At 42.4% G+C, this 13,253-nt stretch carries 14 protein-coding genes; 4 read left to right on the top strand and 10 right to left on the bottom strand.

Going from position 1 to position 13,253, the window contains the following annotated elements; all coding sequences use genetic code 11:
• Positions 1 to 162: 162 nt before the first annotated feature.
• The 8 genes from ybgE to cysS all read right to left on the bottom strand — a co-directional run bounded on the left by ybgE (position 163) and on the right by cysS (position 7,932).
• Positions 163 to 474 (bottom strand): cyd operon protein YbgE, encoded by a 312-nt coding sequence (ybgE, locus tag AACS00_RS04780; protein ID WP_072669667.1) that lies wholly within the window; start codon positions 472 to 474, stop codon positions 163 to 165.
• Positions 467 to 574, bottom strand: coding sequence for a cytochrome bd-I oxidase subunit CydX (cydX, locus tag AACS00_RS04775; RefSeq protein WP_010319196.1), 108 nt, complete (start codon positions 572 to 574; stop codon positions 467 to 469). Before cydX ends, ybgE begins: the two co-directional genes overlap by 8 nt.
• A gap of 11 nt (positions 575 to 585) precedes the next feature.
• The gene (gene cydB / locus AACS00_RS04770) at positions 586 to 1,722 is read right to left on the bottom strand and encodes a cytochrome d ubiquinol oxidase subunit II (RefSeq protein ID WP_110166663.1); all 1,137 of its coding nucleotides are present in this window, start codon (positions 1,720 to 1,722) and stop codon (positions 586 to 588) included.
• A 16-nt stretch (positions 1,723 to 1,738) separates the two neighbouring features.
• Complete coding sequence (gene cydA / locus AACS00_RS04765) at positions 1,739 to 3,325, bottom strand: cytochrome ubiquinol oxidase subunit I (protein ID WP_072669669.1); 1,587 nt, start codon at positions 3,323 to 3,325, stop codon at positions 1,739 to 1,741.
• 704 nt (positions 3,326 to 4,029) lie between these two features.
• Positions 4,030 to 5,034: a Holliday junction branch migration DNA helicase RuvB gene (ruvB, locus tag AACS00_RS04760; protein ID WP_110166662.1), complete on the bottom strand. Its 1,005-nt coding sequence runs from the start codon at positions 5,032 to 5,034 to the stop codon at positions 4,030 to 4,032.
• A gap of 111 nt (positions 5,035 to 5,145) precedes the next feature.
• Complete coding sequence (gene ruvA, locus AACS00_RS04755; RefSeq protein WP_110166661.1) at positions 5,146 to 5,763, bottom strand: Holliday junction branch migration protein RuvA; 618 nt, start codon at positions 5,761 to 5,763, stop codon at positions 5,146 to 5,148.
• Between the two features lie 75 nt (positions 5,764 to 5,838).
• Positions 5,839 to 6,360 carry a crossover junction endodeoxyribonuclease RuvC gene (gene ruvC, locus AACS00_RS04750; RefSeq protein WP_072669672.1) on the bottom strand — a complete coding sequence of 174 codons (522 nt, stop codon included), beginning with the start codon at positions 6,358 to 6,360 and terminating at the stop codon, positions 5,839 to 5,841.
• A 189-nt stretch (positions 6,361 to 6,549) separates the two neighbouring features.
• Positions 6,550 to 7,932 (bottom strand): cysteine--tRNA ligase, encoded by a 1,383-nt coding sequence (cysS, locus tag AACS00_RS04745; RefSeq protein WP_110166660.1) that lies wholly within the window; start codon positions 7,930 to 7,932, stop codon positions 6,550 to 6,552.
• 146 nt (positions 7,933 to 8,078) lie between these two features.
• On the opposite strand from cysS, the gene AACS00_RS04740 reads away from it, so the two are divergent.
• The 4 genes from AACS00_RS04740 to AACS00_RS04725 all read left to right on the top strand — a co-directional run bounded on the left by AACS00_RS04740 (position 8,079) and on the right by AACS00_RS04725 (position 11,190).
• The gene (locus AACS00_RS04740) at positions 8,079 to 8,573 is read left to right on the top strand and encodes a peptidylprolyl isomerase (RefSeq protein ID WP_004394955.1); all 495 of its coding nucleotides are present in this window, start codon (positions 8,079 to 8,081) and stop codon (positions 8,571 to 8,573) included.
• Between the two features lie 39 nt (positions 8,574 to 8,612).
• Positions 8,613 to 9,344, top strand: a complete 732-nt coding sequence (gene lpxH / locus AACS00_RS04735) for a UDP-2,3-diacylglucosamine diphosphatase (protein WP_110166659.1) — start codon at positions 8,613 to 8,615, stop codon at positions 9,342 to 9,344.
• A 115-nt stretch (positions 9,345 to 9,459) separates the two neighbouring features.
• The gene (locus AACS00_RS04730) at positions 9,460 to 10,671 is read left to right on the top strand and encodes an EAL and HDOD domain-containing protein (protein WP_110166658.1); all 1,212 of its coding nucleotides are present in this window, start codon (positions 9,460 to 9,462) and stop codon (positions 10,669 to 10,671) included.
• A gap of 60 nt (positions 10,672 to 10,731) precedes the next feature.
• Complete coding sequence (locus tag AACS00_RS04725; protein WP_110166657.1) at positions 10,732 to 11,190, top strand: YchJ family protein; 459 nt, start codon at positions 10,732 to 10,734, stop codon at positions 11,188 to 11,190.
• Positions 11,191 to 11,210: 20 nt separating this feature from the next.
• Here the strand turns inward: AACS00_RS04725 and AACS00_RS04720 are convergent, their stop codons facing one another.
• Together AACS00_RS04720 and AACS00_RS04715 are read right to left on the bottom strand one after the other, a co-directional pair.
• The gene (locus AACS00_RS04720) at positions 11,211 to 11,882 is read right to left on the bottom strand and encodes a DUF2057 family protein (RefSeq protein ID WP_181397461.1); all 672 of its coding nucleotides are present in this window, start codon (positions 11,880 to 11,882) and stop codon (positions 11,211 to 11,213) included.
• Between the two features lie 72 nt (positions 11,883 to 11,954).
• Positions 11,955 to 12,914 (bottom strand): porin, encoded by a 960-nt coding sequence (locus tag AACS00_RS04715; RefSeq protein ID WP_110166655.1) that lies wholly within the window; start codon positions 12,912 to 12,914, stop codon positions 11,955 to 11,957.
• Positions 12,915 to 13,253 lie beyond the last annotated feature (339 nt).

The following is a 13,253-nucleotide window of genomic DNA, read 5'->3' as shown; positions in this document are numbered from 1 at the left end:
CCTCAGTCATGGTTAGATAAGGGTATTACTATAACGCATCTCAGCGGCGTGAGCACAAGAAGAAGCGTAAGATTTTGTTGGATTACACTAAAAAAATAGCGCTATCTAATAAATAGATAGCGCTAACATTACATTGATATGATAACCGTTTTATTAATAACTTTACGATAAACCTGAAAAACGCAAGAACAAGAAGCCAACAAGGATCGGCAATGAAAAGTAAGGACTAAAAATCCCCTGCCATAACCAATAACGTGGTTTGAAACCGACCCCGTAAACCATACTTGAACACATTGCCCAAATCAGTAATGGACCAATAATGGCATTAAACCCACCAATACTTACTGCATAAGCTTCAGGATCCCACATGACCATTGCAACATGGTAAAATCCTAATAGCATAACTAACGCTCTCAGAGCACCATTATCTAATGGCTGATGCAGCTTAGTGAGTCGTTCAGACCAATTACTCACGGTCTTTATCCATCATTTCAGAGTGCTCTAACCAAAGAGCATTGATGATGCCAAACGCACAAGCCAGCAACACACCAAGAATCCATGCAAAGTACCACATTGTTTCGCTCCTTAGTAAAGTGAGTGTTTGTTATCTTCGATAAACTTGTTATCCAAGCGACCAAACATTTTGTAGTAAGACCATACCGTGTAACTCAAGATAATAGGCACCATAACAAAGGCCACCCCAGTCATTAGGTTAAGAGTTAACTCACTCGATGTAGCATCCCACATGGTTAAGCTATGACTTGGCACTAAATCTGAAGGCATAACAAATGGGAACATCGCAAAACCAGCCGTTAGGATGATTCCTGCGTTACCTAAACTTGAAACCAAGAACCCTAGCGCACATTTTTCAAAACGAGAAGCCAGTACAGCTAAAAGTGGCATGATCACACCCAAAGCTGGCGCAAGCCATAAAATTGGGTACTGTTGGAAATTATGCATCCAAGCACCCGCTTCACGAACCACTTCTTTATTCAGAGGATTTGACGCAGCTGAGGTATCTATCGCACTAATAATAACGTAGCCATCAATATGCTGAATCCAAAAACCACCTAATACGAATAAAGCACAAGTCAATAGACCAGCAATTTGAGCGGTATTGCGCGCACGGACATGTAAGTCACTGGTGGTCTTCATTTGTAACCACGTTGCGCCTTGCATCAAGATCATAAACAAGCTAACCAATCCGCACACTAGAGCAAAAGGATTAAGCAAACCAAAGAATGAACCATGATAACTTGGCATCATCAATTCGTTCAATTGGAAAGGCACCCCCTGTAACAAGTTACCAAACGCGACACCAAAAATGATTGGTGGAACAAAGCCACTGATCGAGATACAAATGTCCCAAGTATTACGCCATTTTGGATCTTCTATCTTAGAGCGATAGTCTAAACCTAGAGGACGTAACCATAATGCCGCTAAGGTAATGATCATCGCCAGATAAAAACCTGAGAATGATGTAGCATAAACCAAAGGCCATGCAGCAAATAGCGCACCACCTGCAGTAATGAGCCATACTTGGTTACCATCCCAGTGAGGGGCAATCGAGTTAATCATTACACGACGCTCAGAATCATTTTTACCCAAAATAGGTACTAATGCTCCAACCCCCATATCAAAGCCATCGGTGATGGCAAAACCGATAAGTAGGACGCCAATCAGTACCCACCAAATCAGTCGTAAGATCTCATAATCAAACATATTGCTTTCTCCTTGCCTAGGCTTCGACTTGACGGTTGACTTTGTCTTCCAACGAGCTGCCATTTTGTTCAAAATGGTAGCGGCCAGTTTTCAAGCTACTTGGGCCTTTGCGAATAAACTTAAGCATCAAATACACTTCAGCAATAAGGAATAACGTATACAGTGCTAAAATCGCAATCAATGATGTCCAAATTTGTCCAGCCGTCAATGCTGATGCTGCAACGTTAACCGGAAGTATTTCACCTACCGCCCAAGGCTGACGACCATATTCAGCGACAAACCAACCTGCCTCAGCAGCAATCCACGGTAATGGAATACTCCATAGTGCCGCTTTGAGAACCCACTTTTTCTGCTCGATTTTTTGGCGACAAGTTTGCACAAACGCCGCGCCGAAGACAAACAGCATAATGAAACCACAAGCAACCATGATTCGGAAAGACCAGAATAGCGGCCATACCGTAGGGATAGAATCGTCTGCTGCTGCTTGGATTTGCGCCTCTGTGGCATCAACAACATTCTCAGTGTATCGTTTTAGCAGTAAGCCATAACCGAGATCTTGCTTAACCTCATTAAAGGCCAGCATATTCTCTTCAGATTTATCACCAGCACGAAGCTGCTGTAATAGGTCGTAGGCATACATACCATTACGGATACGATCTAAGTGCTCTTCACGTAGATCACGTAAACCTGTGACTTCTTTATCTAATGAACGAGTCGCGATAATCCCCATCAGATAAGGAATTTTGACCGCATAATCCGTTTGCATCGTTTCTTGGTTAGGAATACCAAATAGGGTAAACGCAGCAGGAGCAGGTTCAGTGTGCCATTCAGACTCGATAGCCGCTAGTTTTACCTTTTGTACATCACCCAACTCGTAGCCTGATTCATCACCCAGTACAATCACTGATAGAACAGCGGCAATACCGAAAGAGGCGGCAATAGCAAATGAGCGGCGAGCAAACGCAACATCACGTCCCTTCAGTAGGTAGTAAGCGCTGATACCAAGAATAAACATCGCACCGGTGGTGTAACCAGCTGCCACTGTATGAACAAATTTAACTTGTGCGACCGGGTTGAGCACCACATCAGCAAAGCTAACCATTTCCATACGCATGGTTTCAAAATTGAACTCAGCACCTACAGGGTTTTGCATCCAACCGTTAGCAACAAGAATCCACAAGGCAGAGAAACTAGAGCCTAAAGCAACCAGCCAAGTTACGGTAAGGTGTTGGCGTTTAGAAAGCCTATCCCATCCAAAGAAGAACAAACCGACAAAGGTTGATTCTAAAAAGAAAGCGACCAGCGCTTCAATGGCGAGCGGCGCACCAAAAATATCGCCGACGTAGTGAGAATAGTAAGACCAGTTGGTTCCGAACTGGAACTCCATGGTCAAGCCAGTCGCTACACCCAGTGCAAAGTTAATCCCGAAAAGCTTACCCCAGAACTTAGTCATGTCCTTATAGATTTGCTTATCGGTCATTACATAAAGTGACTCCATAATGGCGAGTAAAAACGCCATGCCCAAAGTCAATGGAACGAATAAGAAGTGATACATCGCTGTCAGTGCAAACTGCAACCGCGATAGCTCCACTACATCAATCATGGTAACTCCTTTGTGTCGGCTGAATGACACTTATGACATAACGCCCAACGTATACATGAATTAAACGTAAGATCACCGCTTAATTTCTTGTAATGAATTGTTGCAATTATGTGCCGTTGTGGTTAGTAAATCGTTAAGCTCTAGCTAATATAGCTGCGACTAATACTACTGCCAAAGACCCTGAGTTTCAAAGGGTTTGTTCGGGAAAGCGCTTTGATTTAAATCAATTTCCATGACACATCAATGCGCAAAAAAACAACAAAATGATACAAATCAAGAAAAGCTCAGATTGGGTGTTTTAATAAGGTAAAAAAAAGCAGAGCGGATACGGATATTAAACACAATCAGTTAACAATAAACTCAATTAGTCTATTTTTCGTCATTTTAAGTAATGTGTAAAAATGTGACCGAAATAAAAATATTTTGAACTTATTCTGCTTTTTCTATCGTCGAGTATTCAGCGCTCTTCTCACGTTGGTTCATGTCGCCACTCACTAGCCAGTTAGGCTCTGACATAAACACACCTAAATCATACAGAGCGTGTATGACATGGCTATAAAACGAATACAGGAGATATTTTGCAGATAAGGCCGCTTCAATACTGTCGATGGTTGAAGCGTTCGACAGTATTGAGTTTATTGATCAGGAAAGCGAAGCTTTACTTAGATTGATGCTGAAATGGCGTATCAAATTGAAATCAGAGACTACTTTTCTATTCCAAAATGCAGATAAGCTCGATCGGTTGCAATGCGTCCACGAGGGGTACGCTGCAAATAACCTTGCTGAATAAGGAAAGGTTCTAATACATCCTCAATGGTATCTTTCTCTTCGCCAATCGCTGCGGCCAAGTTATCAAGCCCAACGGGACCACCAGAGAATTTTTCCATGATCGCCAACAGTAGCTTTCTGTCCATATAATCAAAACCGAGATGATCGACATCAAGCATATCGAGCGCTTTACCCGCCGTACCCAGACAGATATGTCCATTGCCTTTCACTTCTGCATAATCTCGTACTCGGCGCAATAAACGGTTAGCAATCCGTGGTGTACCTCGCGCGCGGCGCGCGACCTCTAATGCCCCATCGGCATCCATTGACAATCCAAGGCATTGCGCGCTGCGCTGCACAATATTCTGTAAATCAGCGACATTATAATATTCTAGACGTTGCACAATACCAAAGCGGTCACGTAAGGGCGAAGTGAGCGATCCAGCGCGGGTAGTCGCTCCAATTAGGGTAAAAGGCGGTAAATCTATTTTGATCGATCGTGCCGCAGGACCTTCACCTATCATAATATCTAATTGATAATCTTCCATGGCAGGATAAAGTACTTCTTCAATCATTGGGCTCAAACGATGAATTTCATCAATGAATAAAACATCATTTTCATCCAAATTAGTCAGCAGCGCCGCCAAATCCCCAGCTTTTTCTAAAACTGGACCTGAAGTAGTACGAATATTCACTTCCATTTCGTTGGCGACAATATTAGCTAACGTAGTTTTACCCAGTCCAGGTGGACCAAAAATTAATAAGTGATCAAGAGGTTCACTGCGTTTTTGTGCCGCTTGGATGAAGATTTCCATTTGATCACGAACATGATCTTGTCCTTGATAGTCGGCAAGTTTTTTCGGTCGAATGGCCCGATCAATCACTTCTTCCTCTTTAAAAGCAGGACTGATTGGGGCAATAAGGCGATCGGCTTCGATCATAACAGAGATTCCCATGATGTAATGATAAGGGCAACAGAGTCAGTATTCATTAGCATAGTTCAAGGCGGAAAATGAGACGCTGCCGCCACCCAGATAATAGACTGAACATCATCAAACCATTGATTTTAATGCTTCTCTAATTAATTGCTCACTGGTCATTCCTGGTTTTGCCATTTGAGAAACGACTTTAGAGGCTTGAATGGGTTTATAACCTAAAGAGAGTAAAGCGCTGATCGCTTCTTCCTGTGCATTTTGCTCTGAATGCACTGGAGAGGAGTCTAATGGTGCAGCATCCGTCGCTGGGGTAAATAAGTCACCACTTCCCCAGCCTTTTAAGCGATCTTTCATTTCAACTAACAGACGTTCGGCGGTTTTTTTACCTACTCCAGGTAGTTTAATCAAAGTTGAGATATCCTCGCGTTCAACGCAAGCCACAAACTGACTCGCCGTCATACCGGATAAAATCCCTAGCCCCATCTTAGGACCAACGCCATTAGCTTTAATCACTTCTCGAAATAAAGCTCGCTCGCTCACGGTATTAAATCCATACAAAAGCTGGGCATCTTCGCGAACCACAAAGTGTGTGTAGATGATCGCTTCTTGATTAATGTTCGGCAGCTCATAAAAACAACTCATCGGCATCTGTACTTCATAACCAACGCCATTGACTTCAATCACAATTTGCGGAGGTTGTTTTTCTATTAATAGGCCACGCAGACGTCCAATCACTGGGATTTCCTTGCTAATAACTAGGAGAGAATAGGGTAGATAATAATAAATAACTGGATGGATAGCCAGTTAAACTCAGCGATAACGTCCACGCCGAGCATGAGTGGCTTTACCAGCTAAAGCCAATAACGTTTTATTGGTGTTGGCATGGCAAATAGCGACACCTAATGCATCTGCGGCATCCGCTTGAGGTTTTGCTGGTAATTTCAGCATTTGCTGCACCATATGCTGGACCTGAGTTTTATCTGCCCCGCCCGTTCCAACCACAGCTTGTTTGATCAAGCGTGCCGCGTATTCATAAACGGGTAAATCAGCATTCACGGCGGCGACAATGGCACTACCACGAGCTTGACCTAGCTTTAACGCTGAATCGGCATTTTTCGCCATAAAGACTTGTTCAATAGCAAAAGCGTCTGGCTGAAATTGAGTAATAATTTCACTCACTCCAGCGTAAATTTGTTTGAGTCGCAAAGGGAGTTCTTGATCCGAGGTACGAATACAACCACTGCCAAGATAAATAAGTTGACGGCCTTGTTGACGAATAACGCCATAGCCAGTAATGCGCGATCCGGGATCAATACCCAGGATTATTGACATGTTTTATTCCTAGTTGATATACCTAAACGATGTTTCGTCATTGGGCACCGTTGTTATCAGCATAGCCAAAATAGGACAAACAATGCCTAAAGCGAATCCCATCACTCAATCACGTCAGGTACAAGAAAATACTCAGCAGGAAAAGAATACAGCGGGCGATTCACCCGCTGTATCGTGGAGATGGCACGCTTATTTACGTCGCCAAGTGGTTCCGTTAGGACCATCTTCTAAAATAATCCCCATCTCCGTTAATTTATGACGAGCAAGATCGGCATTCGCCCAATCTTTATTCGCTCGTGAGTCATTACGCAGTTTGATCAGCGCTTCAATTTCACTGGTTTGTTCATCATTGCCAATCGAACCTTGCAAAAAGCTTTCTGGTTCTTGATAGAGAATACCGATCACATCCGCTAACTCACGCATTAATGCCCCCAAAGCACTGGCTTGAAGCATATCTTCTGTTTTAAGTCGGTTGACTTCACGCGCCATATCAAATAATACCGAGTAGGCCTCTGGGGTATTAAAATCATCATTCATCGCGCTGGTAAAGCGGCTAACGTACTCTTCACCACCAGCCGCTGCGACCGTCATATCCAAACCACGTAAAGCAGTATAGAGACGTTCTAAAGACGCTCGAGCTTGGGTGAGGTTTTCTTCACTGTAATTCAACTGACTACGATAATGACCAGACATTAAGAAATAGCGTACAGTTTCTGGGTCATAATGCTGCAACACATCACGAATGGTAAAGAAATTACCTAATGATTTTGACATTTTTTCTCTGTCTACCATCACCATGCCACTGTGCATCCAAGTGTTCACATACTGGGTATCATGAGCACAGCAAGATTGGGCAATTTCATTTTCATGATGCGGGAACTGCAAATCAGAGCCACCACCATGGATATCAAAATGATTACCCAAAATGGATGAGTTCATCGCTGAGCATTCAATATGCCAACCGGGACGTCCCTGACCCCATGGTGATTGCCACATTGGCTCGCCCGGCTTAGACATCTTCCATAATACAAAATCCAGCGGGCTACGTTTTGCCGTCTCAATATCAACCCGAGCGCCCGCTTGAAGTTGAGTCAAATCTTGTTTGGATAATCGGCCATACTCTTTAAATTTGCTGACTTCAAACATGACATCACCGTTATCGGCAACATAAGCAAAGCCACGTTCAATTAACCGTTCTACCAAGGCAATAATTTCTTCAATATAAGCCGTGGCACGTGGTTCGATATCTGGACGCAATATATTGAGCGCATCAAAATCGGTGTACATTTCTTGAATGAGTCGCTCCGTCAATGAGTCGCAAGACTCTTGATTCTCAGCAGCACGTTTGATGATTTTGTCATCAATATCGGTGATGTTACGCACAAAGGTGAGATCGTAACCCAAATAGCGTAAGTAGCGCGATACCACATCAAAAGAGACAAAGGTACGACCATGACCAATGTGACAGAGATCGTATATGGTGACTCCACAGACATACATGCCGACTTTTCCGGCCGTAATGGGTTTGAATTCCTCTTTCTGTCTTGTGAGTGAGTTATAAATCTTCAGCATGATCTCTATCTACTTACCGTTAATTACTAAAATGATAAGCGAGTATAACAACTCTATTATCACTAGGTCATCCATTTGGTGTTTTGAATGCGCAAAAAGTTAGGCTAAAATCAGCCATTCATACAAAACAAGTAAAGGTAATAGCTATGATCACCCTACATACCAATTTTGGTGACGTAAAAATTCAACTCAATACCGAGAAAGCGCCAGAAACCAGTGCCAATTTTTTACAATACTGCCGCGATGGCTTTTATGACAATACGCTTTTCCACCGTGTGATTGATGGATTTATGATCCAAGGTGGTGGTATGACTTCTGGCCTACGTGAAAAAGCGACTCGTGCACCTATCCGCAATGAAGCAAACAATGGTTTGAGCAATAAAACGGGCACACTAGCAATGGCACGCACCATGGACCCACATTCTGCCAGCTCGCAGTTTTTTATTAATGTCAATGACAATACTTTCCTTGATTTTAAGTCTGAAAGTCGTGACGGCTGGGGATACTGCGTATTTGGTGAAGTGATTGAAGGCATGGATATCGTCAATAAAATCAAAACCGTTAGCACAGGTTCTTATGGTATGCATCAAGACGTTCCACTGGATGAAGTTGTGATTACTCATACGACTATTGCAGAATAATCAATGGATGGAGCGCGGCTGCGCTCCATTAACGGCCTTATGTACACATTATTTATCTCAGATCTTCATCTTACCCCTTCACGTCCCGATATTACGGATTGCTTTATTCAGTTCATGCGTAATGATGCGACCCAAGCCGATGCTTTGTATGTATTGGGCGATTTATTCGACTTCTGGATCGGAGATGATGACCCGACCCCTTTTAGTCGACAAATTAAGCAAGAATTTCAGCAACTGACGTCTGCTGGCGTACCGTGTTACTTCATCCATGGTAATCGCGACTTTTTGGTCGGTAAACGTTTTGCGAAAGACACGGGTGTGATGTTACTTGAGCAAGAGGCACGGATTAACTTGTATGGCACATCTGCGGTGGTATTACATGGTGATACCCTATGCACCGAAGATGTTCGTTATTTAGCCTACCGTGAAAAAGTCCATCAACCTTGGCTACAATGGATATTTAACCGATTACCTTATTGCCTAAAAAAACGTATTGTTCGCCGTGTACAAACCGATATTCGCAGCGATAAAGTCCATAAAGCCATGGAGATCATGGATGTCACCCCTAGCGAGGTGGTCAATGTAATGAACAAACATCAAGTGGCGCTGATGATCCATGGTCATACCCATCGACCAGCCATTCATCATATCGATAACGAAGAGACAAAAATCCGGATCGTTCTTGGCGATTGGCATCATCAAGGATCGGTACTACGCTATTCTCCACAAGGCTATGCTTTAGAAACAATCCCTTTTATCACCAAAAGTTGATTAGCTTTTCGAACATAAAAACGCTTTTAAATAACATCCATTGGGTTAGCTTAACAGACGTACTACTATTAATGGTGGTACATTAAGGCGATAGATAACTAAGAAGGGCGTCCTATTGAAGTACTCCTATATTGCAAGGCAACCGATTTTAGATCGAGAGCGTAACACGGTCGGTTATGAACTACTGTTTCGTGATGGTCCTAACAATACCTTCCCACAAATCGATGCCGAACTTGCCACCAGTCGATTGTTATCGGACCACTTTTGGTCAGTACAATATCGTGCCGGAAAATTATGGGAGTTTGTTAATTTTCCTTATCAAAGCTTAATTAACCTCGTACCTACCCTATTTCCTTCCAGTAACTTGGTTGTCGAGGTACTGGAAGGCTGTACACCCACCGAGGAACTGCTTAAGGCGATCATTGAGCTCAAAAAGCTCGGTTATACTATTGCCCTCGATGATTTTGTACCCAGTAAAGAGTGGGTAGCTTTTTTGCCTCATACCCACATTATAAAATTTGATATTCATACCGTTCCTATCGAAAAAGCTCGCTTATTTATTAAGCAATATCAAAAACACAACATACAATTTCTAGCCGAAAAAGTTGAAACCTATCAAGAATTTGAGTCAGCAAAGCAAGCTGGATTTGAATACTTTCAAGGTTATTTCTTTAGTCAGCCAGCGTTAATTCAACGAAAAGCACTGGAACCCGCATTTTTAACCATCGTGCAACTCTGCAAAGAAATTGCCAAGGAAGAGATTAACTATCAAGAGTTAGGAAGATTAATCAGTAAAGATTTGACGCTCTCGTATAAATTACTGACCTTTGTCAATTCTTCGGCCATGGTGAGCTCAAAAATACGCTCCTTTAAACAAGCCCTAGTTTATCTAGGTGAGACAAGATTACGTCGCTTTGTCTCTTTAGTCGCGATTGCCTCCACTCATAAAGATAAGCCTGATGCACTATATGGTTTATCCATTCAGCGAGCTCGTTATTGTGAATTATTGTCTCTCAATATTGCCAATGCCGACCAATCAGGTAATGCTTTTCTAACAGGAATGTTCTCACTGATTGATGGCTTACTCGATCAACCCTTAGCAGATATTGTTGAAGAGATGCCGATTGAGCAGCAGGTCAAAGACGCGATTGTTTCAGGGGCCGGTCAGTTAGGTAAGGTACTGCAACTGATTAAAGCGTATGAACAAGCTGAGTGGCAAACCGTGAACGACCTTGCTCACCAGCTCTCATTACCTGAACAGACCATCAGTGATTGTTATTATCAAGCCGTTCATTGGACTGCGGATTTGTTTAATAGCCATCAGTAGACAGCTATCTTGGTTATCCCTAAACTTCCTCCACAATTTTTCTTATGATGGTTTTATTTTATGGATATCTGTTACTGCCAACGTCAAGTTGAATACGCCAAATGCTGCCAACCGATTCATTCAGATCCTACTGATGCACAGACTCCAGAGCAATTAATGCGAGCTCGCTATAGTGCCCATGTATTAGGCTTAGTCGATTTTGTCATCAATACCTACCATTCTTCTTGCCACGCCGATCTTCAGCGCGAGGCGATCACAGATTCGATCAATAGCCAATGGACAGGATTAGAAATCATACGAACCTGGTTGGGGAGAGATCCTAACGAAGGTTTTGTGCACTTTAAAGCCTTCTTTGTTGATCAGAAGCAAACGCTTTGCTTAGAAGAACAATCACGTTTTGTGAGGGAAAATCAGCAGTGGTTCTACATTGACGGCACCTTTCCAAAACACCATAAAGTCGGACGTAATGAACCATGCCCTTGCGAGAGCGGTAAAAAATTCAAGCAATGCTGTGGGTAAACTGTTTTTAGTCTTCCCAATTACTCTTGCTGATCGATCCATTGACGAAAGATGGCTTTCTGCTGCTGATTCGCTTGCAAATAGAGCTGTTGCAATTGACTGACAAGAGAGTCTTCATCGGCGATAGGCTGAAGCAGCTGAGAATCATTCGGCGTCGTTTTTGCGTGATTATCTACTGTCAGATAACTCATGCTAATTGACGCTTTACCGGATTGTTTATTGTATTCCATCACACTATCAATAAAATTTTGTCCAAGTACAAAACCGCTGATAGCGATAATGTCACTGGTCTGTTCAATTGGTCGTTGGTTGTTAGTATCAATCAATTGCCAAGTAAACTGATCAATCTCTCTTCGTGCTTGCTGGGCGTTGCGATAATCGGGCACCTGAAATGTTAGCTCTTGATTTTCAGCATTAAAGCGCACGATGACTAATTCACTGCTGACCGTCTCTACCGTATCGCGATTCACAAATGGCTGGGAGTAACGAAAAGCGATTTGATGCGTCCCATTAGGCAAAACCAGCGTTTTATTGCTACTAAATAACCCACCTTCGAGCCGCGGTTTTTCTAAATTGACGACGGATAAGTTAATCGCCTCAGGCACCACTAATTGTACTTGAGCATGAGCCAGACTAACCATACTGCAAGCCAGTAAGCATCCACGCCAGATTAGATTGATATAAGTCGTCATTACGATAGTTTCTCCCATAAAACATAAAAAAGCCCAGCATAGCTGGGCTTATAGTAACGATAACGTTATGAATTACCAGTAAACACGAGCACCAATAGCAAGGCTGCTTACGTTTTTCACGTCGTCAGTATCGTTGAAACCGTATTCAACATAAGTACGTGCCCATTTAGCAAACATGTACTCAGCACCTAGATATAGGTTAGTAATGTCTGCTTCATCGTTCTTACCGTCGATAAATTGCGCACCACCGTAAAGCGAGGTTTTTGGAGCAACTTCGTACTTAGCACCTAGATGGAAACCGTTAGATTTCACTTTACCATCAGTCAGTTTGTTCTTATCTTCGTTATAAGCATAAGTAAAACCAACTTTACCTTTACCTAGTAGGTACTCAGCTGTCGCTTCAAAGTAAGTAGACTCAACATTTTTCACGCCAACTTTGTCAGTCATCGAAGCGCCACCAATATGCAGAGCCCATGAATCATAAGTGGTACCAGCGTAGATCTCGAACAACTCAGCATTGGTGTTATTCTCAGCTAGGTTGTATTGTGCTTTCACCCAGCTATTGTCTAGATCCAATTGGTATTTAATTGCACTGCTTTGCCAAAAGTTTTCTTTAGTATCCAGACCACCACGATATGGCGCCAAACCATAATGGTACGAATATTCAGCACCGTAAACATCATCATAGATTGGGATATGTTTACCGTAGGTCATTACACCGTACTCTGAACTCATACCGATGTAGTGCTGACGCAATTCCCAGCTTTCACCAACACGGTACTCAACTTTAGCAACAACGTCCAAACCTTCTTCAAGGGCTTTGTAAGTGAGGTTTACACCGACACGTGAAGAACCTTGGTCGATTTTAGGATCGACACTGTTACCGTTTGCGTCTTTTTTGTTTGTAAACTCAACGTGCTGACGAAGTTGACCGTAGAAATCAACAGTTACGTCGTCTGATTTGTAGATATCTGCTGCGTTTACTGACGTTGCTGCTGAGGCAACCAGTAGTGCGACTAGAGTTTTTTTCATAATAATCCACTGCCTTTTCTTAGTATGGGAATTCCGTTTCGGTTCCCTTAGTTTTAGAAGATGGTCGGCTAACTCTGCGGTTAGTTACCATCGCCACTAAATTCGAGCTTTAGATTGCAAAAGAATACGGCGCATGTCAAATATGAAAAAAAATATTTATAAAAACAAAATAAACCATTAAATAACAACAAGTTAAATCTAAATCCCACTCTATTAATAAGCATTGAAGGTGGAAAATATAATTAATAATAAATGTTAAATAGTTTAACAACACACCAATAATTAGAATTTAAATCTAAATTAAAGTTTACTTTCAGATTAGTAGGCCAAATTTAAGAA

The organism is Vibrio sp. 11986-1-5, assembly GCF_963878025.1.
Lineage (GTDB): Bacteria > Pseudomonadota > Gammaproteobacteria > Enterobacterales > Vibrionaceae > Vibrio > Vibrio injensis.
Note: the sequence above shows the minus strand (reverse complement) of the source record. Positions and strands in the feature narration are given on the sequence as shown.

What these genes read in the sequence shown, in the direction of transcription:
- lpxH (WP_110166659.1), top strand. Translation starts at nt 8,613, where the DNA reads ATGTACACATTATTTATCTCAGATCTTCATCTTACCCCTTCACGTCCC.
- ruvB (WP_110166662.1), bottom strand. Translation starts at nt 5,034, where the DNA reads ATGATCGAAGCCGATCGCCTTATTGCCCCAATCAGTCCTGCTTTTAAA.
- cysS (WP_110166660.1), bottom strand. Translation starts at nt 7,932, where the DNA reads ATGCTGAAGATTTATAACTCACTCACAAGACAGAAAGAGGAATTCAAA.
- AACS00_RS04715 (WP_110166655.1), bottom strand. Translation starts at nt 12,914, where the DNA reads ATGAAAAAAACTCTAGTCGCACTACTGGTTGCCTCAGCAGCAACGTCA.
- cydB (WP_110166663.1), bottom strand. Translation starts at nt 1,722, where the DNA reads ATGTTTGATTATGAGATCTTACGACTGATTTGGTGGGTACTGATTGGC.
- AACS00_RS04725 (WP_110166657.1), top strand. Translation starts at nt 10,732, where the DNA reads ATGGATATCTGTTACTGCCAACGTCAAGTTGAATACGCCAAATGCTGC.
- cydX (WP_010319196.1), bottom strand. Translation starts at nt 574, where the DNA reads ATGTGGTACTTTGCATGGATTCTTGGTGTGTTGCTGGCTTGTGCGTTT.
- AACS00_RS04740 (WP_004394955.1), top strand. Translation starts at nt 8,079, where the DNA reads ATGATCACCCTACATACCAATTTTGGTGACGTAAAAATTCAACTCAAT.
- cydA (WP_072669669.1), bottom strand. Translation starts at nt 3,325, where the DNA reads ATGATTGATGTAGTGGAGCTATCGCGGTTGCAGTTTGCACTGACAGCG.
- AACS00_RS04720 (WP_181397461.1), bottom strand. Translation starts at nt 11,882, where the DNA reads ATGACGACTTATATCAATCTAATCTGGCGTGGATGCTTACTGGCTTGC.
- ruvC (WP_072669672.1), bottom strand. Translation starts at nt 6,360, where the DNA reads ATGTCAATAATCCTGGGTATTGATCCCGGATCGCGCATTACTGGCTAT.